The 23,590-nt window shown below is 68.1% G+C and carries 22 protein-coding genes; 8 read left to right on the forward strand and 14 right to left on the reverse strand.

The window, feature by feature from the left end; genetic code table 11:
• Window positions 1-9 precede the first annotated feature (9 nt).
• From ACTIFS_RS09640 to ACTIFS_RS09655, 4 genes are all read right to left on the reverse strand, one after another.
• On the reverse strand, window positions 10-1,623 hold the full coding sequence (locus tag ACTIFS_RS09640; protein WP_439573860.1) for an ABC transporter substrate-binding protein: 1,614 nt from the start codon (window positions 1,621-1,623) through the stop codon (window positions 10-12).
• Between the two features lie 211 nt (window positions 1,624-1,834).
• Window positions 1,835-2,596 (reverse strand): SDR family oxidoreductase, encoded by a 762-nt coding sequence (locus tag ACTIFS_RS09645; RefSeq protein WP_439573915.1) that lies wholly within the window; start codon window positions 2,594-2,596, stop codon window positions 1,835-1,837.
• On the reverse strand, window positions 2,596-3,951 hold the full coding sequence (locus tag ACTIFS_RS09650; RefSeq protein WP_439573861.1) for an aspartate aminotransferase family protein: 1,356 nt from the start codon (window positions 3,949-3,951) through the stop codon (window positions 2,596-2,598). Before ACTIFS_RS09650 ends, ACTIFS_RS09645 begins: the two co-directional genes overlap by 1 nt.
• 47 nt (window positions 3,952-3,998) lie before the next feature.
• Window positions 3,999-4,967: an NAD-dependent epimerase/dehydratase family protein gene (locus ACTIFS_RS09655; protein WP_439573862.1), complete on the reverse strand. Its 969-nt coding sequence runs from the start codon at window positions 4,965-4,967 to the stop codon at window positions 3,999-4,001.
• 255 nt (window positions 4,968-5,222) lie between these two features.
• Between ACTIFS_RS09655 and ACTIFS_RS09660 the strand changes: the two genes are divergently transcribed.
• Window positions 5,223-6,728 (forward strand): amidohydrolase family protein, encoded by a 1,506-nt coding sequence (locus tag ACTIFS_RS09660; RefSeq protein WP_439573863.1) that lies wholly within the window; start codon window positions 5,223-5,225, stop codon window positions 6,726-6,728.
• On the opposite strand, the gene ACTIFS_RS09665 is transcribed toward ACTIFS_RS09660, so the two are convergent.
• The 8 genes from ACTIFS_RS09665 to ACTIFS_RS09700 form a co-directional block, all read right to left on the reverse strand.
• Entirely contained in the window at window positions 6,692-7,666 is a 975-nt protein-coding gene (locus ACTIFS_RS09665) for a polysaccharide deacetylase family protein (protein ID WP_439573864.1), read from the reverse strand. The two genes, ACTIFS_RS09660 and ACTIFS_RS09665, sit on opposite strands and share 37 nt — an antisense overlap.
• Window positions 7,659-8,408 carry an aspartate/glutamate racemase family protein gene (locus tag ACTIFS_RS09670; protein ID WP_439573865.1) on the reverse strand — a complete coding sequence of 250 codons (750 nt, stop codon included), beginning with the start codon at window positions 8,406-8,408 and terminating at the stop codon, window positions 7,659-7,661. Before ACTIFS_RS09670 ends, ACTIFS_RS09665 begins: the two co-directional genes overlap by 8 nt.
• A 14-nt stretch (window positions 8,409-8,422) precedes the next feature.
• Window positions 8,423-9,379: a polysaccharide deacetylase family protein gene (locus ACTIFS_RS09675; RefSeq protein WP_439573866.1), complete on the reverse strand. Its 957-nt coding sequence runs from the start codon at window positions 9,377-9,379 to the stop codon at window positions 8,423-8,425.
• 1 nt (window position 9,380) lies between these two features.
• Complete coding sequence (locus ACTIFS_RS09680; RefSeq protein WP_439573867.1) at window positions 9,381-10,181, reverse strand: ABC transporter permease; 801 nt, start codon at window positions 10,179-10,181, stop codon at window positions 9,381-9,383.
• Window positions 10,178-11,014 (reverse strand): ABC transporter permease, encoded by an 837-nt coding sequence (locus ACTIFS_RS09685; protein ID WP_439573868.1) that lies wholly within the window; start codon window positions 11,012-11,014, stop codon window positions 10,178-10,180. The genes ACTIFS_RS09680 and ACTIFS_RS09685 overlap by 4 nt, the downstream gene beginning before the upstream one ends.
• On the reverse strand, window positions 11,011-12,090 hold the full coding sequence (locus ACTIFS_RS09690) for an ABC transporter ATP-binding protein (protein WP_439573869.1): 1,080 nt from the start codon (window positions 12,088-12,090) through the stop codon (window positions 11,011-11,013). Before ACTIFS_RS09690 ends, ACTIFS_RS09685 begins: the two co-directional genes overlap by 4 nt.
• Window positions 12,091-12,143: 53 nt before the next feature.
• Window positions 12,144-13,199 (reverse strand): ABC transporter substrate-binding protein, encoded by a 1,056-nt coding sequence (locus tag ACTIFS_RS09695; protein WP_439573870.1) that lies wholly within the window; start codon window positions 13,197-13,199, stop codon window positions 12,144-12,146.
• A 174-nt stretch (window positions 13,200-13,373) separates the two neighbouring features.
• Window positions 13,374-14,780 carry an amidase gene (locus tag ACTIFS_RS09700; protein WP_439573871.1) on the reverse strand — a complete coding sequence of 469 codons (1,407 nt, stop codon included), beginning with the start codon at window positions 14,778-14,780 and terminating at the stop codon, window positions 13,374-13,376.
• Between the two features lie 121 nt (window positions 14,781-14,901).
• Between ACTIFS_RS09700 and ACTIFS_RS09705 the strand changes: the two genes are divergently transcribed.
• From ACTIFS_RS09705 to ACTIFS_RS09730, 6 genes are read left to right on the forward strand one after another with little or no spacing between them, the layout of a single operon-like run.
• Window positions 14,902-16,038: an ABC transporter ATP-binding protein gene (locus ACTIFS_RS09705; RefSeq protein WP_439573872.1), complete on the forward strand. Its 1,137-nt coding sequence runs from the start codon at window positions 14,902-14,904 to the stop codon at window positions 16,036-16,038.
• Window positions 16,039-16,076: 38 nt separating this feature from the next.
• Window positions 16,077-17,105 (forward strand): extracellular solute-binding protein, encoded by a 1,029-nt coding sequence (locus ACTIFS_RS09710; RefSeq protein ID WP_439573873.1) that lies wholly within the window; start codon window positions 16,077-16,079, stop codon window positions 17,103-17,105.
• 10 nt (window positions 17,106-17,115) lie between these two features.
• Entirely contained in the window at window positions 17,116-17,988 is an 873-nt protein-coding gene (locus tag ACTIFS_RS09715) for an ABC transporter permease (protein ID WP_439573874.1), read from the forward strand.
• Window positions 17,989-17,995: 7 nt separating this feature from the next.
• Window positions 17,996-18,814 carry an ABC transporter permease gene (locus tag ACTIFS_RS09720; RefSeq protein WP_439573875.1) on the forward strand — a complete coding sequence of 273 codons (819 nt, stop codon included), beginning with the start codon at window positions 17,996-17,998 and terminating at the stop codon, window positions 18,812-18,814.
• 16 nt (window positions 18,815-18,830) lie between these two features.
• The gene (locus ACTIFS_RS09725) at window positions 18,831-19,742 is read left to right on the forward strand and encodes a polysaccharide deacetylase family protein (protein WP_439573876.1); all 912 of its coding nucleotides are present in this window, start codon (window positions 18,831-18,833) and stop codon (window positions 19,740-19,742) included.
• A 24-nt stretch (window positions 19,743-19,766) separates the two neighbouring features.
• Window positions 19,767-20,624 carry a hypothetical protein gene (locus ACTIFS_RS09730; protein ID WP_439573877.1) on the forward strand — a complete coding sequence of 286 codons (858 nt, stop codon included), beginning with the start codon at window positions 19,767-19,769 and terminating at the stop codon, window positions 20,622-20,624.
• A 9-nt stretch (window positions 20,625-20,633) separates the two neighbouring features.
• Here the strand turns inward: ACTIFS_RS09730 and ACTIFS_RS09735 are convergent, their stop codons facing one another.
• Complete coding sequence (locus ACTIFS_RS09735; RefSeq protein ID WP_439573916.1) at window positions 20,634-21,566, reverse strand: 3-keto-5-aminohexanoate cleavage protein; 933 nt, start codon at window positions 21,564-21,566, stop codon at window positions 20,634-20,636.
• Between the two features lie 25 nt (window positions 21,567-21,591).
• A complete protein-coding gene (locus ACTIFS_RS09740; RefSeq protein WP_439573878.1) occupies window positions 21,592-22,530 on the reverse strand; it encodes a 3-hydroxyacyl-CoA dehydrogenase in 939 nt (312 codons plus the stop codon).
• Between the two features lie 226 nt (window positions 22,531-22,756).
• Here ACTIFS_RS09740 and ACTIFS_RS09745 point away from each other — a divergent pair, with 226 nt between their 5' ends.
• On the forward strand, window positions 22,757-23,533 hold the full coding sequence (locus tag ACTIFS_RS09745) for an SDR family oxidoreductase (protein WP_439573879.1): 777 nt from the start codon (window positions 22,757-22,759) through the stop codon (window positions 23,531-23,533).
• The last annotated feature ends 57 nt before the right edge of the window (window positions 23,534-23,590 follow it).

Genomic DNA, 23,590 nt, shown 5'->3' on the forward strand with positions numbered 1-23,590 from the left:
GACGGCCCGTCAGGCCCGCCGGACATCGCGGAAATCGACCTGACGGTGGTAGCCGTAGGTGTAGCCCTCGATGTTCTTCGGCATGACCGCATCCTGGTTCGGCTGCCAGAGCATGACGATGGGGGTCTCGTCGGCCATGATCGCGATCATCTCCTTGCAGGTCGCGTCATACTTGGCCTTGTCCGTCTCGAAGCGGGCCTTGCCGGCAAGATCGGCGATGCGCTGGTCGTTCCAGCCGGAATAGTTCCAGCGCTGCGGCCCATAGAGGAAGGTCCGGAAGAAATAGTCCGTCGAGGGCAACCAGGCGATGGAGGTCTCGACGAAGAAGGGCAGCTTGCGCTCCGTGACCATGGTCGAGATCTGCGCGTCCGGCAGCTTCTGGATGTCGACCCGGATGTTGATCGCGGCCAGGGCCTCCTTCACCAGCGCGGCGATCGGCTCGGCGAAGGCGGCGGAGCCGAGGTTGAACGCGAAGAACGTGTCGAAACCATTGGCCATGCCGGCCTCGGCAAGCAGGGCCTTGGCCTTGGCGACATCCTGCTTGTAGGGCATGGGCTGGGGGAAGGTGGCATCGCTCGGCGAGCCGCTCCAGGTGCCGCCATAGAGCTTGGCGCCGCGCTCGAACAGGCCGGCCTTGAACAGCGCGTCATAGGGCAAGGCGGCGGCGATCGCCTGGCGCACCTTCTTGTTGTCGAAGGGCGGCATCTGCGTGTTGAAGGCGATCATGGTGAAGGCGTTGAACTGCGGCGTCGAGATCGCCTTGACCCGGCCGCGGGCCACCAGCGTGTCGATGTCGCTCGGCGACAGGTCGATGGACAGGTCCGCGTCGCCGCGCTCGATCAGGCTGGCGCGGGTGGCCGGCTCCGGCACGGTCTGGCAGATGATGCGGCGGAAGGGGGCCGGCTTGCCGTCGGCCGCGCCGACCCAGGCGTCGTTGCGGCGCAGGATGACCTGTTCCCCCGGCCTGAAGCTCTCGACGATATAGGCGCCCGAGCCGGCCGGATTGTCCTTGGTCCACGCCTGGCCCCAGGGATCCTGTGCCGTGACGTGCTTCTTCACCAGCGCCGAGTTGAAGATCACGGCGTAGAGCGTGCACAGGTTCGGCAGCGCAAGGCGGTCCGGCTTGTCGACCTTGGCCTCAACCGTGTGCGGATCGACGATCCTGAACTGCTCGGGCTTGGTCCAGGAGCCGGTGCCGACCTGGGCCGCCGCCAGCGAACGGGCCGAAACTGCCCGGTCGAGCGACCATTTCACATCCTCGGCCGTGACCGGGGCGCCGTCATGGAACTTGGCATTCTTGCGCAGGTGGAAGGTGAAGGTCATGCCGTCGGCGCTGACATCGACCTTCTCGGCAAGCTCGCCGCGGATGTTGTCGATGTCGAACACCCAGTTGCCTTCGCGTAGCTTGCGGCCGAACGAGACCAGCCGGTCATAGACGTTGACGCTGACGCCGAAAGCCTCGCGGGTCGCGCCCGGCATGGTGGGGTCGAGCGTGTTGACGGCATTTCCGGTGACGTAACGCAGCGTCTCGGCACGGGTTTGCGCGCCGGCCGGGCCGACGAGATGGGGGCCGGCGGCAATGGCGGCGGTGCCGGCAAGAAGGTCGCGGCGGTTCAGCTTCATGACGCAGTCTCCGTTGACGCGCGCGGACCGAAGGCCTCGGTCCAGGCTTCCAGGCCTTGTCAGCAAGCTCCATACCAGCAGGCTGCTATGGGCATGCCATGCGGGTTTTGGGGGAATTTCCTACTGCCGCCGGCCGAGACCGCAAAAACCGCGTTCGGCTCTTGCGGCTTTCGGCAGGATGAACGCCATCGTGCACAAAGTTTCAGCAGTGTCAGCCTGCGAGCCAGCCGCCGTCAACAGCCAGGGTTGAGCCGGTGGTGAAGGCTGAGGCATCGCTGGCAAGATAGAGGGCGGCCTCGGCGACCTCCTCGGGGCGCCCGAGCCGGGCCAGCGGGTGCCGGGCGACCGATTTCGCTTCCGCCGCCGCGGGGTCCGCGGCGCGGCCGAAGCTGCGCCGGAGCATGGGCGTGTCGATGGCGCCGGGCGCCAGGGCATTGACGCGGATGCGGTCGCGGGCAAAGTCCAGCGCCATGGTCCGGGTGAGGCTGAGGATGGCCCCCTTGGCCGCGATATAGGCCGCATTGCCCGCCCCGCCGGCAATGGCGAGTTGCGAGGCCGTCGTCACGATGGACCCACCGCCCTGCGCGCGCATCAGCGGAACCACCGCGCGGGCCCACAGCCAGGTCCCGCCGACATTGGCGCGGAAGACGCGGTCCCAGTCCTCCGGGCTTGTGGTCAGGATCGTGCCGCCGACCGAGAAGCCGGCCGCCGCCAGCAGGATGTCGATCCGCCCGAAGCGCGACTGGACGGCCGTGGCGTCACGGTCGGCAGTGCCGGGCTCGCCGACATCGGAGATCGCCAGCATGGCCTCGCCGCCGGCCGCCGCGATGGCCGACACAGTTTCGGCCGCGCCGGCGGCGTCGCGGTCGATGATCGCCACGCGCGCGCCCTCGCGCGCGAAGAGCAGCGCCGACGCCCGTCCGATGCCCGACCCGCCGCCGGTGACCACCGCAACCTTGCCCGCAAGGCGCATCACGACGCGTCCTTCAGGGCCGACGCGACGGCGGCATCGACCGCCTGTCCGAGCACCTCGACCATCCGGTCGATCTCGGCGCGCGAAATGATGTAGGGCGGCGCGAGGATGACATGGTCGCCGGACATCCCGTCGACGGTGCCGGGCGAGGGGTAGCACAACAGCCCTCGGGCGAAGGCCTCGTCCTTCACGCGCTTGTACAGGCCGAGGCCCGCGTCGAACGGCGTCTTCGACTCGCGGTCCCTGACCAGTTCAACGGCAACGAAGAAGCCGCGGCCGCGGATGTCGCCGACATGTGGGTTCTGCCCGAAGGTCTGGTTGAGGGCCGTCATCAGATAGGCGCCGTCGTCACGGCACTTGGCGACCAGCCCATCGCGCCTGATGACATTCTGGACCGCAAGGCCCGCCGCACAGGCCGCCGTATGGCCGGAATAGGTGTGGACCGAGGCGATGGTCCCGAACGTGTCGGCAATCGTCCGATAGACCGTCTCGGTCATCAGCGCGGCGCCGAGCGGGGCATAGCCGCCGGCAAGGCCCTTCGCCGTCACCATGACATCGGGTGCAACGCCATCATGGGCGAGCGCACGCCAGGTGCCGCAGCGGCCGACGCCGCACATCACCTCGTCGGCCACCATGAGAATGCCGTAGCGGGTGCAGAGCTCGCGCATCCGGCGGGCATAGCCGTCGGGTGCCGGCACCGCGCCACCGGCCGCCCCCACGACGGGCTCGAAGAAGAAGGCGGCGATCCGCTCCGCCCCGACGCGATGGATCTCGCGCTCGAACTCGGCCGCCAGATGGTCAACCAGATCGTCGGGCGCGACCCCGTCCGGCGGGCGGTAGGCATTGGCCGGCGACAGATGCGTGACCGGCATCAAGGCTCCGACATAGGGCCTGCGCCGGGCGGGATGGCCCGACAGCGACAGCGCTCCCATCGTGTAGCCGTGCCAGGACTGGCGGCGGGCGAAGAAATGGGTGCGGCCCGAATGGCCGCGCGCCAGATGGTATTGCAGCGCGATCTTGATGGCCGTCTCGGTCGCCTCCGAACCGCCGGAGACAAAGGAGACCCTGCTCATGCCGCCGCCGGCCTGCTCGACAAGGGCCTCGGCCAGCGCGTCGATCGGCGCGGAGGTGAAATCGGCGGAATAGCCGAAAGCCAGGCGGTCATACTGGGCCTTGATCGCCTCGATCACCTCGCGATGCCCGTGGCCGAGACAGAACAGCGCCGGTCCCGACGAGCCGTCGAGATAGCGCCGCCCGGCCTCGTCGATCACATGGACGCCTTCGCCGCCAACAGCCTGCGGCAGCCTCTGGCCGCTGCGGTGCTGGTTCAGCCAGCGGTGTCCGGGATCGTCCATGGTCCTGTTCCTTCCCGTATGAGGCTAGGGTGACCCCCCGGCCATGGTCAAACCCGCAAGGCGGATGGATGCCGCTCCAGCCAGGAGAGGTAGTCGGCGACGGCGGCCGCCATGCCGAAGCGGGGCGCAAGGCCGGTCGCCTGGCTCAGGCGCTCGAAGTCGCTCGCCGGCTTGTCGACCGGGATCTGGAATCGGACGGTCGGCGCGTCAGGGTCGATCGCATGGCTCCAGCCCGTAAAGGCCGGGGCGAGGGCGGCGCAGAAGGCGTCGAGGGAGAACACCTCCGGCCCGCCGAGATCGTAGATCGGGGCCGCGGCGTCGAGGGGCGCCTCAAGCAGGGCCGCAAGCCCCGCTGCGGCATCGCGCGAATAGAGCCAGCCACCGAACCCGGGTCGCGACAGCCGCGTCGGCCGTCCGGCCCTCGCATCGGCCACGACCTGCGCCTGCGCCGAGAGGATTTCGCGCACGCCGGTGTCGCGCTCGTAGGGACCGTAGACGCCGGCAATGCGCAGGATGGGGGTGTCGATCCGATAGACCGCCCCGAGGCGGGTGGCGACATCCTCGGCCATTTTCTTGGTCAGGCCGTAGAGTGTCGCGGGGGCGGGCGCGTCCTGATCGGCGCGGAAGCGTCCGCCATTGGCCTTCGCCAGCGGATAGACACTGGCCGAGGAGGCGATGACCACGCGCGAGACGCCGGCCTCGGCAGCCGCCCGCATGATGGCGGCCGTTCCCGCGACATTCACGGCGATGACCCGCTCGGGGTGGAGGCGCTCCATGTCCGGGCCTGCGGTGATCGCCGCCGCATGGATCACCTTGCTGACGCGCCGCCCGGCCATGAGCGATCTGAGGCCCTCGCCATCGCCGATGTCGCCGATCACTACCTCGGCACCGGCGGGCAGCCAGCCGGGCTCGGCCGGATGGGCCGCCAGCACGACGACCTCACGCCCTTCGGCGGCGAGGTGGGCAAGTGTCGCGGCGCCGACAAACCCCGTGCCGCCTGAAATCAGAATGGTCACGCTGCAGACCGCCCGTTGTGGATCGGCCAAGGCCTATCACAGGCCGGCGAACCGTCAGCAAGGGTTGCAGGGTCTGGCTGCCATGCGGGGCATTCAGTGCATTTGGAGCGATTGCCTGCCATCTGCTGGAATGCGGTTTGCAAGGTTTATCGGCTGCGCCGGTCAAGCGGCCGTGCCAGCATTCGGGCCCGCCCGCCGCCGATGCCCGGTCGCATCGGCCCGCCATGTCCGCTGAAAGATGGGGCCGAACCCGCCATGCTGATCGTCGAAGGCCGCCACATTCTGGAGGGGTTCGCGCCGGACGGCGCGGCCATCGTTCACCGCGACGCCGGTCTTCTGGTCGAGGATGGCCGGGTGCTGGCGATCGGCCCGGCCGGGGATATGGCCCGCCGGGCGCCCGATGCCCGCCGGATCGGTGGACCCGACGTCGTGGTGGTCCCGGGCCTGATCAATGCCCACCACCATGTCGGGTCCACGCCGTTCCAGCTCGGTTCGCCGGACCATCCGCTCGAACTCTGGTTCGCTTCGCGGCTCGGCCTCCGGGACGTCAATCTGCGGCTCGACACCCTTGTTTCCGCCTTCGAGATGATCGCGAGCGGCGTGACCACCGTGCAGCATCTGCACAGCCGGGCGCCCGGCTCGCCCGACGATGTCGTGCGGGCAGCCGAAGAGGTGATCGGCGCCTATCGGGAGATCGGCATGCGGGTCTCCTATTCCATGGCGCTCCGCGACCAGAACCGGCTCGTCTATGAGGCCGATGAGGCCTTCATCGCGCGGTTGCCTGAAGCCCTGCGGCCGGCCATGGCGGACTATTTCCGGCGCTTCACCCTGTCGCTGGAGCAGCAGGTCGGCATTTTCCACGCGCTGCGCCGGATGGTGGAGGGCGAGCGGCGCGTCGCGGTGCAGATCGCGCCGGCGAACCTCCACTGGCTCTCCGAGAGGGCGCTGGAGACGGCCGGCGAACTCTCCGCGACAACCGGCCTTCCCCTGCACATGCACCTGGTCGAAACGCCCTACCAGCGCGCCTATGCGCGGCGGCGCACCGGCGGAACCGCCTTCGCGCACCTCCACCATATCGGCCTTACTGGCGAACGCCTGACCATCGGTCACGGCGTGTGGATGAGCCAGGACGACATCCATCTCTGCGCGCAGACCGGCACGCGCATCTGCCACAATTGTTCGTCGAACTTCCGCCTGAGGAGCGGCCGGGCGCCGGTCATGCGCTTTGCCGCCGAGGGCATTCCCGTCGCGCTCGGCATCGACGAGGCCGGCATCAACGACGACCGCGACATGCTGCAGGAGATGCGGCTCGTCCTCGCCGTCCATCGCGCCCCCGGCATCGACACGCCTGCACTTTCCCCGGCCGAGGTGCTGCGCATGGCCACGCAGAACGGCGCGGGAACCACGCCCTTCGGCTCGGCCATCGGCTCGCTCTCGCCGGGCGCGGAGGCAGACCTCGTGCTGTTCGACTGGGCGCGCGTGACCCGGCCCTACCAGAACCCCGACACCGCCTGGATCGATGTGCTCGTCCATCGCGCGCGAAGCGAGGCCGTGAAGACGGTCATGATCGCCGGCGAGGTCGTCTATGACGGCGGGCGCTTCACGAAACTTGATCGCGAGGCGGTCCATGCCGAACTGGCGGATTTCTTTGCGCGACCCGCGACACCCGCCGAGCAGGGGCGTGCCGATCTCGCCCGCGCGGTTTTCCCGTATGTGAAGGCCTTCTACGACGGCTGGCTCTCGGGCGAGGACGCCATCTGAGGGTCAGGGCCGCAATCCGTCTCCTGCGGGTCGGGCGGGCTCGATGGCACGGCCGCGGCAAAGGCAGAGGCGATGGCGTCGCGGCGGGCAATCCAGACGCGATCGCCGAGCTGGTTCAGGCGGTCGAGGATCCGTGCGAAGGCCGCGAAGCGACCGGGGCGCCCGCAGATGCGCAGATGAAAGCCGAGGTTCAGGAGGCGCGGCTTGCCCGTTGCGGCTTCTGCCAGCAGCACCTCCAGGGCGTCGTCCACATAATCGACCATGTCCTGCGCCCGCACGAAGCCGTTCGGGTGGAAGAACTTCATGTCGTTGCTGTCGAGCGCATAGGGCACGACGAGCAGGGGGCTCTCGCCCGACCGGTCCCAGTAGGGCAGATCGTCGTCGAAGGCGTTCGACGTATAGAGGAATCCCCGCGCGATCAGCAGGTCCCGCGTCCAGTCGCTCTCCGAACCTCGGCAGAAGAAGCCTGTCGGGCGCACGCCGCAGGCCGTCTCGATGACGCTGATGCAGCGGTCGATCTCGATGGCTTCAGCTTCCCGCGACGGGTAGTCGGCATGAGGCCGCCATCGCCAGCCATGGACGGCGGCCTCGTGGCCCCGGTCGGTTGCCGCGCGGGCAAGATCGGGTGAGCGCTCCACGGCCCGCCCGCAGAACAGGAAGGTCGCGTCGAGGCGCCGGTCGTCCAGGCCGTCGAGCATCCGCCACAGGCCTGCCCGCGTGCCATAGGCGAAGATCTGCTCCTGACCGCGGTCGCGGCGCCCCGGTTCGACGACGCTGACAACCTCGCCGAGCCGTTCGCTGGCGTTGTCGCCGTCACCGACCTGCAGTTCGGCGCCTTCCTCGAAATTGATGTTGATGGAAACGGCGAGGCGCGCGCCGTTGGGCCAGCAGACGTCGGGCCAGGTGCCGCCATATCCGACGAGGTCGCGGTCAGCCATCGCGGCGTTCGAACCGGGCGCGCAGCGCATCCGGAATGCCAGTGCATTCCTTCGCGGCCGGCCGCCGGAAGGTTCCCGTGACGGCCTTGCGCGCCTTGAGCGTGACCAGCGTCTCCGCCTGCTTCACCGCAGCCTGGATGCTGTCGATCAGCGGCACGGGAATGCGCGTGCCGATGGTGCGTGCCAGCCCGGACAGCGGCGCCCCGCCGAGGATGATGACGTCGGCCTCGTGTCGGGTGATCACCTCGTTGGCGAGGGCCACCAGCGCCTCGCCCTTTTCCTCCTGCACGTCGGCCAGCGACTTGAACGTGCCCTCCAGCGCGAAGATGCCCGCGCAGCGGTTGCCGAGACCGTTCCAGTCGAGGCACTCGCGATACCAGGGCACGAGCCCGCCCGAGAAGGTGACGATCGCGAAGGAGCGGCCGAGCATGCAGGCGGTCAGCATGGCGGCCTCGGCAAGGCCCACCACCGGGATGTCGAACAGTTCGCGGGCGCCGCCAAGCGCCGGGTCGGCAAAGGCGGCGACGATGGCGGCATCGACCTCCGTGTGCATCTCGGCCAGCATTTCCAGCGTCACGGCCCCGCCGATGACCGCGTCAGCCCGCGTCGACAGGTAGGGCACCCCCCGGTGGGCCGTGCGGCCGATGAGTTCGGTGCCCGGCGCGGCCACCTCGCGCGCCGCCGCCATCAGCTTGTCGGTGACGGCTTGCGTGGTGTTGGGGTTGGCGATCAGCAGGCGCATGGCGGGCCGGAGCTCTATGGACTGAAGACAGAAGAAGGCGCCCGGGCCTGCCACGGGTCAAGCCCGACGCCGGCGCGCCAATGGTGGGCTATGGCGTCGCGACGGGCAAACCAGACGCCGGGCCGGGCTGCCAGATAGTCGAGCAGCATGGTGAGGCCGGCCATGCGGCCGGGGCGCCCGATGATCCGCAGATGCAGCCCGATGGACAGCATGCGCGGCTCGTCGGCGCCCTCGGCGTAGAGCCGCTCGAAGGCGGCGATGCAGTAGCGTGCAAAGTCCTCGCCCTGCACGAAGCCGCCGCCAGGCTGGAAGCGCATGTCGTTGGTGTCGAAGGCATAGGGCAGGATCACCAGGTCCCGGTCGCCGTCGTGATGCAGAAAGGGACAATCGTCGTTGTAGGCGTTGGAATCGTAGAGGAAGCCGCCATGCTCCATCAGCAGCCGGCGGGTGTTGATGGACGTCGCCGACCGCGTATGCCAGCCGACCGGCGGTGAGCCTGCTGCGCCCGCGATGGCATCGACCGTGCGGGCGATCGCCTGTCTCTCCGTCGGCTCGTCCATATGGACGTGCCGCTCCCAGCGCCAGCCATGGCAGGACACCTCGTGACCGTCCGCGACCGCTTCCTCCGCCAGCCAGGGCGACAGCGCGATGGCCCGCCCGCAGGCATTCAGCGTCGCGGGAATGCCGTGGTCGGCCAGCGCCTTGCGGATGCGCGGCCAGCCGCGCCGCGTGCCATATTCGTAGTGGCTTTCCATGCACAGGTCGCGCACGCCCTCGACCCGCTCGACCGCCTCGTAGATGAACTCGTTGGCCTCGTCGCCGGCACCGATCGACAGCTCGGCGCCTTCCTCGATATTGACCACGACCGAGACGGCGAGCCGCGCATCGTCCGGCCAGCGGATCCGGGGCGGCGTTGTGCCATATCCGCGAAAGTCCCGGTCGGTCGCGGGCGGGGGCACGGGCGGCGCCACGTCAGAAATCCGCCAGGCGCCGCAGCCCCACCAGCCGGTCGCCGATCACCATGGCGAGGACAGCCAGCAGGATCAGTCCCGAGGAGATCGCGGCGATCACCGGGTCGGGTCGTTCCTCGACATATTGCAGCATCTGGATGGGCAGGGTCTTGGTCCAGGCATCGGTGAAGAAGATCGAGATCGGATAATTGTCCATCGAGGCGAGGAAGGCGAACATGGCGGAGGTGAGGAAGGCCGGTGCGAGGGCCGGCACCATCACCTTGCGCAGGGCCTGCGCATAGGAGCAGCCAAGCGTGCGGGCCGCATCGATCAGCGTGAAATCGAAGAGGCTCAGCGCTGCCAGCACCGTGCGCACCACATAGGGCATTGTGATGACGACGTGGGCGACCAGCAGGCTGGTCCAGGCCTCGCGCAGCCCGACCATCTTGAAGCCCTGCAGCATGGCAATGCCGACCACCAGCCCCGGCAGCATGAGCGGGGAGACGAGGAAGGTCGCGATCGCATCCCGCCCGGGAAAGCGACCGCGCACCAGCGCGATGGCGCAGAGCGTGCCAAGCACCAGAGAGATCATCGTCGACAGCATGGCGATCTGCAGCGAGGTCGCCAGCGACGACCAGAGGCCGCGCGTGCCGGGAAGCTGGTTGTACCAGCGCATCGACCAGGAGGGCGGCGGCAGCGTGAACACAGCCGACGAGCCGAAGGAGACAGCAACCGTCACCACCAGCGGCGTCATCAGGAAGATCACGGCCGCCACCGCCACGACCCAGACGATGGCGGAGGTCACCCGCTCGATGGCCGTCATGTCGAGCCTCCCAGACGCCTCGCCAGCCATGCCGACAGCAACACCACCGACACCGCCAGGACCAGCAGCACCACCGCCGTCGTCGAACCCAGTGCCTCGTCGCGCATCAGCAGGAAGGAGCGGCCGGTCAGCGTCGCCAGCATCTGGAAACGGTCGCCGATCAAGAGGCTGGGAATGACGAACATCGACACGGACATCGAGAACACGAAGGCGATGCCGGACACGATGCCGGGCAGGGTCAGCGGCAGCAGGATGCGACGGAACCGGTAGAAGGGACTGGCACCAAGCGTCGCGCCCGCCTCGGTCAGGCGCGGGTCGATCAGCTTCACCACCGAGTAGATCGGCAGGATCATGAACGGCAGGAAGATGTTGGCGGCACCCATCACGAGCCCGCCTTCGGTGAACAGCAGGCGCTGGGGCTCGCTCCACAGGCCCGTTCCGACCAGAAACTGCGAGACCACCCCGTCGCGGCGCAGGACGATCTGCCAGGCGAAGGCCTTCACCACCGCACCGATCGACAGCGGCAGGATGATCGCGGTCAGCAGCACCACCTGCATGAGGCCGGTCGCCCGCGCCATGGCGATGGCGACGGGATAGCCGATGAGAAGGCAGACCAAGGTGGTCATTGCCGCGATGCGCAGCGTGTTGCCGATGACCCGCCAGGAATAGGGGTCGGAGAAGAATTGCACGAACAGCGACAGCGTGAAGCCGTCCGGCCCGGTGACGCTGCGCGCCAGCAGGAAGACCAGCGGGATCGCATAGACGAGGCCGAGATAGGCGACGGCCGGCACGGCCAGCCAGGCGACGCGGTCCGTCTGCGCGGCGGCGCTCATGGCGTCGAACCCGGATAGAGCAGCGTATCGGCGACCGGCCAGTTCACCGGCACGTCGGCGCCGGGCGCAAGTCCGTCGGGGAGGGCGCCGACGCTCTCCACCTGGATCTGTTCGCCCTCAGGGGCGGCGAAGTGGGCCTGGACGCGCGAGCCCTGGAAGACGATGTCCGTCAGCTTGGCGCGGATCGTGTTCGCGCCGGCCTGTTCGCCGATCGCCATGAGCTCGGGCCGGACGCCGACCAGCACCGGACTGCCGGCCGCGAACCTGCCGCGTGCGCGCACGCGCCCGAAGGCCGTATCGATCAGGACCTCGCCCGCGTCGGCGGAGCCTGCGACGGTGCCGGCGATCCGGGTCGACAGCCCGACGAACTCCAGCGCGAAGATGGTCGCCGGCCGCTGGTAGATGGTCGCCGGATCCGCCAGCTGTTCGATGCGCCCCCTGTTCATGACCGCGATGCGGTCAGACATGGTCAGCGCCTCCTCCTGGTCGTGCGTCACGAAGATCGCCGTGGTTCCGACTTCCCGCAGGAGCCGCTTCAGTTCGATCTGCATGGTCTCGCGCAGCTTGCGGTCGAGCGCGGAGAAGGGCTCGTCCAACAGCATCAGCTTCGGCTTCACGGCAAGCGCGCGGGCCACCGCCACCCGCTGCTGCTGTCCGCCCGACAGGGCCCTGACGGAGCGGTCGGCGAGGGCGCTCATGTGGATGAGGTCGAGATAGCGCGAAACCGTCGCGGTGATCTCCTGCCGAGGCAGGCCGCGCGCCTCCAGACCGAAGGCGACGTTCTCGGCCACCGTCAGGTGCGGGAACAGGGCATAGCTCTGGAACACCACGCCGACGTCGCGGTGGTGTGGGGGCTTGCGCGAAATGTCGGTGCCGTCGAGCACCGTCGTGCCGCTGTCGGCGGCGAGCAGGCCGGCGACGATGCGCAGCAGCGTGGTCTTGCCGCAGCCGGAAGGCCCCAGCAGCGAGACGAACTCACCCTTGGCAACGCCGAGATCGACGCCGTCGAGGACGGTGGTCCCGCCGAACGTCTTGGCAGCGGCACGGATGTCGAGGAAGGGAGATTCGGTGGTCATGATGCCATCGGTCAGGCGGGTCCCGGCGCAGGCCGGGACCGCCCGCCCTTGCCTCACATGGACATCTCGCGATCCCAGCGCTGGACCCAGGCGTTGCGGTTCTCGGCCACGAAGCCCCAGTCGATCGTGTGGACGGCGATGCCGGTGGGCATGCCGGGCGGCGGCGGCACGTCGACATTGGTGGGCAGGGCGAAGGTCGGCGGTGCGATCTTCGACTGGATCTCCGCACCGAGGAGTTCGTTCACATAGGCGAAGGCGAGGTCCTGGTTCGGTCCGCCCTTGACCACGGCGATGCCTGAGGGAACCGGAAAGATGCCTTCCTTCGGCGCTGCAAGACCGAGCGGCGCGCCGTCCTGCTTGCGCGCGAGGGCGAAGGAGGACAGGGCGCCGACGATCATGTGCGCCTCGCCCTGTTCCAGCAGGCTGAAGGCCTGCGGCATCTGGTTGTAGACGGTCAGCAGGTTGGGCTTCAGCGAAATGAGCTTCTTGAAGCCGGACTCGGTGTCGAGCGTCGCCTCGGCCATCGGCTTTCCGGTGGCAAGATGCGAGGCCATGAACAGGTTCGGCAGGCCTTCCGTGTTCTGCAGCGAGGGGATGATGATCCGGCCCTTGTGCTTGGGATCATAGGCCTCTGCCCAGGAGGTCGGCGGCGTCTTGATGACATTGGTGTTGTAGGCGATGCCCTGCCAGGGCTGCAGGTAATTGGCCCACTGGCCGTCCATATGGACGGTGCCCGGCTTCAGCTTGGCGAGGTTGGACGCCTTGGCGGCGGTGATCGGCTCAAGCAGGCCTTCGCGGACCGCAAGGATCATCACCGGATCGTCCATCTGGACCACCGACAGATAGGGCCGATCCTTGTTCTTCTGCATCTTCTCGAGGTTCACGAGCGAGCGCGTCCCCTCGAAAGTCAGCTTTGCATTGTATTTCCGCTCGAACAGGGGAGCGACGTGCTGCTCGACCCATGGCTTGTGGCTGGCGGCGCCGCCCACGACGATTTCGCGGGCCTGCGCGCGCAGGACGGACGGTGCGCCAAGGCCCGTCGCGGCACTGAGCCCGAGACCAGCCAGCAGGCTGCGCCGGTCGATGCCGAAGGTGAGCAGGGTGGCCATGGGAAACTCCTTGTCGTCAGGCAGCAAGAGCTGGCGGTTGTCCGCATCAGGCAGCAAGAGGCGTGCCGGCCCCAACGGCATTGGACGAAGGTGCCCAATCAGTAGATGTGATTAAAAAATAAGCAAAGCTGTGGCGCCGGAGGCGGCAGTTCAGGCGCCGGATCGAACCGCGGGTCAGACAGATATGGCCAGTGTGCGCTCGATCGCTGCCGCAAGGACGAGCAGCGCCCGATCGCGTCCTCGGGGCATGACAACCTGCAGGCCGATCGGCAGGCCGGATCGGTCGAAGCCGCACGGAATGGATATCGCCGGCTGGCGCGTGTGGTTGAACAGCGGCGTGAACACGGCATGGCCGCGCGGGCCGACATCAACGCCCGCGATCATACTCGGCCCCAGACGTTCCACAGGCCAGGCGGCACAGGGCGTCGTCGGTCCGATGACGGCGTCCAGGCCATTGGCGAAAAAGAACTTTGTGCCGGCAACCGCAACCGCTTCGGACAGCAGAAGCGCCTTCGCGACATCGGTCCCGGCCAGCCTGCCACCGGCGTCGATCTGCGCGCCGAGATCGGGGTCAATGAGCGCGGGTCGGGTTGCCCAGGCGGCACCGTGGAGGGCCGCCAGCCCGCTTTGCTGGATGGCGCCGAGCCCTGCCTCCGCCGCGCCCTCGGGCCAGTCCGGATCGGCGGCAACAAGGTCGAATCCCGCCTGTCGCAGGTGTTCTGCACAATGCCCCGTCAGGGCTGCGACATCCGGCTCCACCGGCACGTCGAGCCCCCATTTCGGGCTGTATGCAATCCGCATCCGCAAGGGCTCGCACAGGCCGTCCGGCGCGATCGGAACCGAATGCGGATCGAGGCGGCTCGGCCCGGCCATGACCTCGAAGGCCAGGGCCGCATCGGCCACGGTCCGCGCGATCGGGCAGATGCAGGAGATGCCGAAAAAGGGTTCCTCGAAGCCGGGACCATAGGGAACGGCACCGAAGGACGGCTTCAGCCCGACCAGCCCGGTATGGGCCGGCGGCCTGCGGCTCGATCCCCCGGCATCCGTGCCGATCGCCAGCGGCACCATGCCGCTCGCCACAGCCGCCACCGATCCGCCGGACGATCCGCCGGGCGTCATGGCAAGGTTCCACGGATTGCGCGTGGCGCCGTGCAGGCGGTTGGTCGTCTGGCCTTTGGCGGCGAATTCGGAGCAGTTGGCGATGCCGACGATCACGGCGCCGGCGGCTACGAGACGGGCGACCGCCTCGGCGTCGTCAGGCGCGACAAAATCGCGGAAAAGGTTCGATCCCTGGGTGATCGGGCGGCCTTTCACCCAGATATTGTCCTTGATGGCAACCGGCACGCCCGCCAGCGGCAGAAGCTCGCCGGCCGCGATCCGCCCATCGACGGCCGCTGCGCGCGCCATGGCATCGGCTTCGTCGACGCTTGTGAAGGCGTTGATCGCGCCGTCCAGCGCGGCGATCCTGGCAAGGGCGCGACGCGTCTCTGCGCCTGCGGAACTGCGGCCCGCGGTCACTGCCGCCGCGATCTCCGCCACGGAGGGCCAGAAGGTATAGGCCTCGGTCATGTCGATCGGCACGGCGGCCCTCCCTTGGCAATCCATTCTGGAGCCATGCAAGTCGCGGTCCCAGAATGCCGCCGGATGGCTGCCGCCCGCTCCCGCCGGCGCGTTTGGCACAGCCGTTGCTCCGTCGTCACCGATGAGCAGATCCGTAAACCCCGATCCGTCAACGGCCGGCACGAGCCCGAGCCACCCCGCCGCTCAGCCCCTGACGCTGGACGGCGTGACCCACAGCTATGGCAGCGGCCTGGCCGTGGACAATGTCACGCTCGAGGTGAAGGGCGGCGAACTGGTCGCCCTTCTCGGGCCTTCCGGCTGCGGCAAGACCACGCTGCTGCGGATCGTCGCCGGCTTCATCCAGCAGACCAACGGCAAGGTGGTGATCGGTTCGCGTCCGATCGACGAATTGCCGCCCAACCGCCGCGAGATCGGCATCGTCTTCCAGAACTACGCGCTGTTCCCGCACATGACGGTTGCGGAGAACATCGCCTACGGGCTTGCCGCACGCGGCGCCAGTCGCCAGGCCCAGCGCGAACGCGTGGCCGAAATGCTGGCGATCGTCCGGCTGGAGGATTTCGGCGAGCGCAAACCACGCCAGCTATCCGGTGGGCAGCAGCAGCGGGTCGCGCTCGCCCGCGCCCTGGCCATCCGGCCGCGCATCCTCCTGCTCGACGAGCCCTTCGCGGCACTCGACAAGAACCTGCGCCTGGACATGCAGATCGAGATCAAGCGCCTCCAGCGGCAGTTCGCATTGACCGCCATCATGGTCACGCACGACCAGGACGAGGCGATGTCGATCGCCGACAGGATCGCGGTGATGAGCCAGGGCCGCATCGAGCAGCTCGGCTCGCCGGTCGAGATCTATGACGAGCCGGCCACGCTCTTCGTCAACAACTTCATCGGTTCGAGCAATCTCCTGGCTGGCCGGATCGAGGCGCCCGTCGATGGCGGCTACCGGATCGTGCTCGACGGCGGCACGGTCTGGACCGTTCCCTCGCGCGCGGCCTTCTCGCCTGGCCAGCCGGTCCTCGTCTCCGTGCGGCCCGAGCAGATGCTGCTGGCGGACGAGGCGGCGCCCGACCGCCTGCCGGTCGATCTCAAGCTGAGCCTGCCGATCGGCGGCGCCCTCATCCACGATGTCCTCGGCATCACCGGCGAGACGATGAAGGTGGCGGTGCCGCGGCGACCCGGAGTGGCCGGGGCCCCGCCCGGCCGGGCCTATTGCGCGCTGGCGGCTCACGCGCGGCCTGCACTGTTTCCCGTCGACGCATCCTGATCCCCAACACCCCACACTCAGCGACCAAGGAGCAAACCATGGCCCATTTCACACGACGCAGTCTTCTGGCCGGCGCTGGTGCGCTCGGCCTTGCGGGCCTCTCGCCCCGCAGCGCATCGGCCTCCGGAAGCGTGACCGCCGCGATCTATCCCGGAACCTGGGAAGAGGCCTACCGCGCGGTCGTCGCGCCGGCCCTCAAGAAGGCATCCAATGTCGATATTGCCTTCGACCCGCTGTTCGCGGTCGACCAGGTCGCGAAGGTGCGTGCTGCGCGCGGCGTGCCGCCCTTCGACTGCTTCGTGCTCGATCCCGGTCCGGCCGCGGCCGCCCAGGCCGCCGGCCTGTTCGAGCCGATCGACGCCTCCAAGCTCACCAATGCCGCGAAGATCCCGGCCGGCCTGATCAAGTCGCACGGCGTCACCTGCAACGCGCAGGTGGTCGGCATTGCCTACAATCCGAAGAAGTTCCCGGCGCCGCCGAAGGGCTGGGCCGACCTGTTCCGGTCGCCCTATGTCGAGCGGCTCGGCCTGACCGGCTTCCAGACCACGTTCGGCACCGTGTCGATCATCGAGATGGCAAAGGTCTTCGGCGGTTCGGACACCAATGTCGAGCCGGTCTTCGCCGAACTGAAGAAGGCGGTGTCGAAGGCGGCGGCGGTGGCCGCGCCTGCGGCCATGCCCGGCCTGTTCCAGCAGGGCCAGATCGACATCATGTACACCAACACCAACACAGTCGCGATCCTCAAGGGCCGCGGCGTCGACATCGAGTTCATCAAGCCGGAGACCGGCGCCATCACCTTCCAGACGACGCTGCACATCGTGAAGGGCGCCGACAATGTCGCCAACGCCTACAAGTATATCGACGCGGCCATCTCCGCCGAGGTGCAGGGCGCCCTGCAGCGCCAGCCCTACAACATGATCCCGATCAACAAGGACGTGACGCTGGTCGATACGCTCGACATCAAGTCGGTGGACGAGCTGTCGCGCATGGTCACCCACGACTGGACCACGATCAATCCGCAGCGCGCGGCCTGGATCGAACGGTTCAACAAGGAGATCACGAAATAGGATCGGCATCGTGGCCGCTGCGGCAGCGATCGGAGCCGGGGCTCAGGCCCCGGCGGGGGACAAGGTCGACTGGCGGCTCGCCTCGCCGCTCGGCCTGACCTACCTCCTGTTCTTCGCGACGCCCTTCCTGATCCTGCTCTGGACGAGCCTTCACTCGGGTTCCGAGCAGACGGTGTTCGGCCTCGGCAGCTGGGCGAAGTTCTATACCGATCCCTTCTACCTGAAGGTGATCTTCGACACGCTCAAACTCGGCGTCCTGGCGGTGATCGCCACCACGATCCTGGCCTATCCGCTGGCGCTGATGTTCCGTGCCTCCGGCCCGCGCATGCAGCGCGTGCTGGTCTTCATCATCCTGATGCCGCTGCTCACCTCGGTGGTGATCCGCACCTTCGCCTGGATCGTCATCCTGGCGCGGGAGGGCGTGATCAACCAGACGCTGATGACCCTTGGGCTCACGGCGACGCCGCTCAACCTGCTCCAGACCGAGCTCGGCCTCGTCATCGCGCTGACCCAGATCGAGATGCCGCTGATGCTGCTGCCGCTGCTCACCGTCATGAACCAGATGGACCAGAGCCTGGTGGACGCATCGCGGGCCCTTGGCGCATCGAAATGGCGGACGTTCTTCAGGGTCATCCTGCCGCTGACGCTGCCGGGCTGGATCGCCGGCGCGACGCTTGTCTTCGCCTCGGCGACGACCGCCTTCATCTCGCAGTCGGTGATCGGCGGCGCCCGCCTCGTCTACCTGCCAGCGCTGATCTGGCAGCAGTCGATGGTGGTCTACAACTGGCCCTTTGCGGCGGTTGCCTCGCTGACGCTGCTGTTCACCGTTCTCGCCGGGATCATGGCGCTGAGCTGGCTCGGCCGCTTCGCACGAACGAACTGAGGCGACCATGCAGCGATCGACCCCCGCGGACGTGAGCTTCAACTGGACGGTCGGCTTCCTGGCCGGCCTCGCCATCCTGATCCTGGTCGCACCCGTGGTCATCGTCATCGTGACCTCGTTCACGACGACGCAGACCCTGCGCTTCCCGCCTCCCGGCTTCTCCACCCAATGGTATGTGGCTCTTTTCGACCCCGTGCGGTCGGCGCCGATCCACACGGCGGCGGCCAACAGCATCTGGGTCGCGGGCCTGGCAACGCTGATCGGGTCGGTGCTTTCGGTGCTGGCAGCGCTCGCCATCACCCGCGTCAGCCGCCCGTCGGCGAAGGTTCTGGAGGCCAGCTTCCTGTCGCCGCTGGTCCTGCCGACCCTGTCCTATGGGCTGGCGGCGCTGATGTTCTTCTCGGTGCTCGGCATCCGCCCCTCGCTCAACCTCCTGATCGCCGGCCATCTGGTGGTGATCGCGCCCTTCGTCTTCCGCACGACGCTGGCAAGCCTCACCCAGCTCGACCCGGTGCTGCTGGAGGCCTCCGCCAATCTCGGCGCGAGCCGGCTCTACGCCTTCCGCCGCATCACCCTGCCGCTGATCGCGCCGGGCATTGCGGCTGGCGCCTTCCTTGCCTTCATCGCCTCGATGGACAACGTGCCGGTCTCGCTGTTCCTGTCGACGGCGCGCACCTCCATGCTGCCGATCCGCATGTGGGGCATGATGGAATCGACCCTCGACGTGCGGATCGCTGCCATTGCCGGCGTGCTGATCCTCGCGACCCTTGTTCTCCTGGTGGTGATGGACCGGCTGACCGGTCTGACCCGCCGCATGAGTGCCTGACCCCGCGGAGCCGGACATGACCACGCCCTATGATCGCGACCTGATCGGCTATGGCGCGAGCCCGCCCGATCCCAAATGGCCGGGCGGCGCCCGCATCGCCATCAATTTCGTCATGAACTACGAGGAGGGCTCCGAGCCCTCCGTTCAGGACGGCGAGGGCTATACCGAAATCGGCCTGACCGAGGCCAACGGCCTGCCGACCGGCGTCAAGGGCCGGGATCTGGCCGGCGAGGGCATGTTCGCCTATGGCAGCCGCGTCGGGTTCTGGCGGCTCATGCGCCTGTTCCAGGAGCGCGGGCTTCCGATGACCGTCTTCGGCTGCGCGCTCGCCATCGAGCGCAATCCGGAAGCGGCGGCGGCCATCAGGGCATCGGGCTTCGATGTGTGCTGCCACGGCTGGCGCTGGATCAAGCACTATGACCTCGATGAGGCGACCGAGCGCGAGCACATCGCCAAGGCCATCGCCTCGCTGAAGCAGACGGTCGGCGAGCGTCCGCTCGGCTGGTACTGCCGCTACGGGCCGAGCGTGAACACCCGCAAGCTGGTCGTGGAGGAGGGCGGATTCCTCTACGATTCAGACGCCTATGACGACGAATTGCCCTACTGGAAGGTCGTCGATGGCAAGCCCCACCTGGTCGTGCCCTATTCGCTGGTCAACAATGACGGCAAGTTCGGCTCGGGATTTTTCGCCACCTCCGCCGACTATTTCGAATGGCACAAGGATGCCTTCGACATGCTCTATGCCGAGGGGCGCACGCAGCCGAAGATGATGTCGGTCGGGCTGCACATGCGCCTCATCGGCCATCCTGCGCGTGCGGCGGGTCTGGCGCGCTTCCTCGACTATGTGCAGAGCCATGCAGACGTGTGGGTGACACGACGCCTCGACATCGCGCAGCATTGGGCGAAGACGCATCCCTTCGCGGGGTGACGGCGCACCCGAAGGACGTATCGCATGGCCCATGACCTCATCGTCGCCCTCGGCGACACCCATTATCGCGTCGAGCGCCCCTTCGGCGCATGGCCGGCGAATACCGGATTTGTCACCGACGTCACGGTGGACTGGCGCGGCCATGTCTTCGTCATGCTGCGCCATGACCCCCTGGTGCACCCGGCCGATCCGCGCGTCATCGAGCTTGATCCGCAGGGCCGCTACCTTGCCGGCTGGGGCGGCGAGGCGATCGCCGATTCGCACATGCTGACCGCGACCGCATCCGGCCACCTGATCGCCGTCGATCGCGACATGCACGAGGTGATCTGGTTCACGCCCGCCGGCGAGCGGGTCGGGCAGCTCGGCACGCGCGGTCGCCCGAATGCCCCCTTCAACCATCCCACCGATGTCTCAGTCGCGCCCTGGGGCGACATCTATGTCGCGGACGGCTATGGAGCGGCCTTCGTCCATCGCTTCAGCGCAGGCGGCGCGCTCATCCAGAGCTGGGGTGGGCAGGGCGATGCCGACGGCCAGTTCGTCTGGCCGCATGCGATCTGGACCTTCGCCGATGGCCGCGTCGTGGTCGTCGACCGCACCTGGAACCGCGTCCAGGTGTTCGACGGCGAGGGCCGGCACCTGCAGACCTGGCACGACTTCTACCAGCCGGTGGGCATCTGGGGCGACGCGGAGGGCTGCGCCTACATCACCGACATGGTGCCGAGCCTGACGAAGATCGCCCCCGACGGCAGCCGCATCGGTCGCTGCCGGCCGATGCTCAACGGGGCTCACGGCCTGTTCGGCACGCCGGATGGCGACATCCTGCTGGCCGAGGGCAATCCGAGCCGGCTGACCCGGCTCAGGCTTCTCCGCCCCGGTGCCTAGGCTCCGCGGTCAGAAATTGACCTTGTCGCCGCCCTTCAGCTGCAGGATCTCGCGCGCCTCGTCGGCGCTTGCGATTTCAAGGCCCATGGCCTCGACGATCTGGCGGGCCGCGCGCACCTGCTGGGCATTCGATTTCGCCAGTTCGCCCGGGCGGATCCAGAGCGAGTCCTCAAGCCCGACCCGCAGGTTGCCGCCCATGGAGACCGCCTGCGCGGCGATCGCCAGCTGGTTCCGGCCGGCGCCGAGCACCGACCAGCGATAGTCGTCGCCGAACAGCCGGTCGGCGGTGCGCTTCATGTGCGAGACGTCTTCCGGATGCGGGCCGATGCCGCCGAGGATGCCGAACACCGACTGGACGAAGAACGGCGGCTTGACCAGGCCCCGGTCGGCGAAATGGGCCAGCGTGTAGAGGTGGCCGATGTCGTAGCACTCGATCTCGAAGCGCGTGCCGTTCTCGGCGCAGGTCGTCAGGATGTTCTCGATGTCCTTGAACGTGTTCTTGAAAATGCGGTCGTCGGAGCCGGCCAGATAGGGCCGCTCCCAGTCGTGCCTGAACTCCTTGAAGCGGTTCAGCATGGGATAGAGGCCGAAATTCATCGAGCCCATGTTGAGGGATGCGACTTCCGGCTTGAACACGGCGCAAGGGGTCAGCCGCTCTTCCACCGACATGGTCGGCGCGCCGCCGGTGGTGATGTTGATCACCGCCTTGCTGCGCTGCTTGATCACCTTCAGGAACGGCTCGAACGCCTCGGGCGACTGGTCTGGCTGGCCGGTGACCGGATTGCGCGCATGGACATGGACGAGTGCGGCGCCGGCCTCGGCCGCCTCCACCGCCGCATCGGCGATCTCGGAGGCCGTGACCGGCAGATGAGGCGACATCGAGGGCGTGTGGATCGCGCCTGTCACGGCGCAGGTGATCATGACCTTGCGGTTCTTGCTCATCGTCATTCCATTCCCGTCTTGCGGTTCACTTCGGCTTGCGCGCGGCCGCGCGCTTGTGGGCTTTCAGGGCGGCCAGGCGGCTGTCGCGCCAGGCGCTGAGCTTGCGGATCCGGTCTGCCTCCTGCGGCTCCGGCCATTCGGCCATGATCGCCGCGATCGTCGCCTTCGTGAAGGCCGGCTGGCCTTCGCTCTGCTTCACCATCCGGTCGAGGGACGCCGAATAGCGGGCTGCATAGTCGGGGATGCCGCCCGGTGCATTCAGCTCGATGGTCTCCAGAGGCCCCATGAAGGCCCAGCGCAGGCCGAGCCCGTCGCGGATGGTCTTGTCGAGGTCCCTGGGCGAGCAGATGCCGTCGCCGACGATGCGGAAGGCCTCCGCCAGCAGCACCGCCTGCAGCCGGTTGAGCACGAAACCGGGGCTCTCCTTGCGCAGGACGATCGGCACCTGGCCGGCCTTCTCGTAGATCCGGCGTGCCTTCTCCACCGCCTGCGGGGCGGTCCAGGGCGCCGGCGCGATCTCGACGATCGGCACGAGGTGCGGCGGATTGACCGGATGCCCGACAAGGCAGCGCGCCCGGCCCTTCAGCCCTTCCGAAAAGACCGAAGCGACGATGAACGAGGTGGACGAGGACAGCACGGCCGAGGGCGGGGCCAGCGCGTCCATCTCGGCGAACAGCGCCGTCTTGGCTTCCACCGTCTCCGGGCCGCTCTCCTGCACGAGGGCCACGCCCTTCAGGCAGTCGGCAAGGTCGCTGGCGAGGCGGATGCGCTTCAGCGCTTCGGCCGGGTCGTCGACAAGGCCGAAGCCTGAGAGTTCCTTCAGGTTGCGGCCGATATGGGCGCGGGCCGCCTTCGCCACGCCCGGCACCGCGTCATGGAGCGCCACATCGAAGCCGTGGCTGGCAAAAACGGTCGCCCAGGCCCGGCCGATCAGGCCCGATCCAACGATGGCGATGGCAGTCATCGGGCGCCTCCGGTCCTCTCAGCCACGCGAACATCTTCTCAGGCCCCTGTCGCACGAAGCGAGTCGGGCCGCCCGCCATGCTGGACCGGCCGGCGCACGGGCACCACTGCGCCGTCCGGCAGGGCAGGGGTGAGTTCGCGATTGCCCGCGACGGCCCCCGGGTCGCACAATTGGCCGGATGGCATCGCCGCCCGCGGATGGGCGGCGCAGAGGGAAGGGCCGGATCATGGACATGGGACTTTCGGGTGCGCGCGTGCTGGTGACGGCGGGCGCCGCCGGCATCGGGCTGGAGACGGCGCGCGCCTTTCTGAGGGAGGGTGCAAGGGTCCATGTCTGCGATGTCGACGAGGCGGCCCTTGCGGCCCTTGCCGCCAGCGATCCCGGCCTGACGGCCAGCCGCTGCGACGTGGCGGATCGCGCCCAGGTGGCGCGGCTGTTCGACGAGGCGCCTCTCCGCCTCGGCGGTCTCGACGTGCTCGTCAACAATGCCGGCATCGCCGGTCCCACGGGCCGCGCCGAGGAGATCAACCCGGAGGACTGGGACCGCTGCGTGGAGGTGTGCCTCACCTCCCAGTTCAACTGCGCGCGGCTTGCCATTCCGCACCTGCGCAAGAGCGGCAACGCCTCCATCGTCAACCTGTCTTCGGTGGCCGGCCGGCTCGGCTTTGCCCTGCGCAGCCCCTATGCGGCGGCCAAATGGGGTGTCATCGGCTTCACCAAGTCGCTGGCCATCGAACTGGGGCCGGACGGCATCCGCTGCAATGCCATCCTGCCGGGCGTCGTTGCCGGCGACCGCATCCGCCGTGTCTTCGAGGCCAAGGCCCAGCAGCGCGGCATTTCCTTCGACGAGATGGAGCGCTCGGCGCTGCAGTTCACGTCGATGGAATCCTATGTCACGCCCCAGCAGATCGCCGACCAGATCGTGTTCGTGGCCTCCGAACGGGGTCGCACCATCACCGGTCAGGCGATCTCGGTCTGCGCCGATGTGCGGATGCTGAGCTGAACACACAAAGGCCGCCGCAGGACGAGCCGGCGGCGGCCTTTTTTTACGGGGCGGGTG

This window comes from Phreatobacter sp. (assembly GCF_051860605.1).
Lineage (GTDB): Bacteria > Pseudomonadota > Alphaproteobacteria > Rhizobiales > Phreatobacteraceae > Phreatobacter.

What these genes read in the sequence shown, in the direction of transcription:
- ACTIFS_RS09640 (WP_439573860.1), bottom strand. Translation starts at nt 1,623, where the DNA reads ATGAAGCTGAACCGCCGCGACCTTCTTGCCGGCACCGCCGCCATTGCC.
- ACTIFS_RS09645 (WP_439573915.1), bottom strand. Translation starts at nt 2,596, where the DNA reads ATGCGCCTTGCGGGCAAGGTTGCGGTGGTCACCGGCGGCGGGTCGGGC.
- ACTIFS_RS09650 (WP_439573861.1), bottom strand. Translation starts at nt 3,951, where the DNA reads ATGGACGATCCCGGACACCGCTGGCTGAACCAGCACCGCAGCGGCCAG.
- ACTIFS_RS09660 (WP_439573863.1), top strand. Translation starts at nt 5,223, where the DNA reads ATGCTGATCGTCGAAGGCCGCCACATTCTGGAGGGGTTCGCGCCGGAC.
- ACTIFS_RS09665 (WP_439573864.1), bottom strand. Translation starts at nt 7,666, where the DNA reads ATGGCTGACCGCGACCTCGTCGGATATGGCGGCACCTGGCCCGACGTC.
- ACTIFS_RS09670 (WP_439573865.1), bottom strand. Translation starts at nt 8,408, where the DNA reads ATGCGCCTGCTGATCGCCAACCCCAACACCACGCAAGCCGTCACCGAC.
- ACTIFS_RS09680 (WP_439573867.1), bottom strand. Translation starts at nt 10,181, where the DNA reads ATGACGGCCATCGAGCGGGTGACCTCCGCCATCGTCTGGGTCGTGGCG.
- ACTIFS_RS09685 (WP_439573868.1), bottom strand. Translation starts at nt 11,014, where the DNA reads ATGAGCGCCGCCGCGCAGACGGACCGCGTCGCCTGGCTGGCCGTGCCG.
- ACTIFS_RS09690 (WP_439573869.1), bottom strand. Translation starts at nt 12,090, where the DNA reads ATGACCACCGAATCTCCCTTCCTCGACATCCGTGCCGCTGCCAAGACG.
- ACTIFS_RS09695 (WP_439573870.1), bottom strand. Translation starts at nt 13,199, where the DNA reads ATGGCCACCCTGCTCACCTTCGGCATCGACCGGCGCAGCCTGCTGGCT.
- ACTIFS_RS09705 (WP_439573872.1), top strand. Translation starts at nt 14,902, where the DNA reads ATGAGCAGATCCGTAAACCCCGATCCGTCAACGGCCGGCACGAGCCCG.
- ACTIFS_RS09710 (WP_439573873.1), top strand. Translation starts at nt 16,077, where the DNA reads ATGGCCCATTTCACACGACGCAGTCTTCTGGCCGGCGCTGGTGCGCTC.
- ACTIFS_RS09720 (WP_439573875.1), top strand. Translation starts at nt 17,996, where the DNA reads ATGCAGCGATCGACCCCCGCGGACGTGAGCTTCAACTGGACGGTCGGC.
- ACTIFS_RS09725 (WP_439573876.1), top strand. Translation starts at nt 18,831, where the DNA reads ATGACCACGCCCTATGATCGCGACCTGATCGGCTATGGCGCGAGCCCG.
- ACTIFS_RS09730 (WP_439573877.1), top strand. Translation starts at nt 19,767, where the DNA reads ATGGCCCATGACCTCATCGTCGCCCTCGGCGACACCCATTATCGCGTC.
- ACTIFS_RS09735 (WP_439573916.1), bottom strand. Translation starts at nt 21,566, where the DNA reads ATGAGCAAGAACCGCAAGGTCATGATCACCTGCGCCGTGACAGGCGCG.
- ACTIFS_RS09740 (WP_439573878.1), bottom strand. Translation starts at nt 22,530, where the DNA reads ATGACTGCCATCGCCATCGTTGGATCGGGCCTGATCGGCCGGGCCTGG.
- ACTIFS_RS09745 (WP_439573879.1), top strand. Translation starts at nt 22,757, where the DNA reads ATGGACATGGGACTTTCGGGTGCGCGCGTGCTGGTGACGGCGGGCGCC.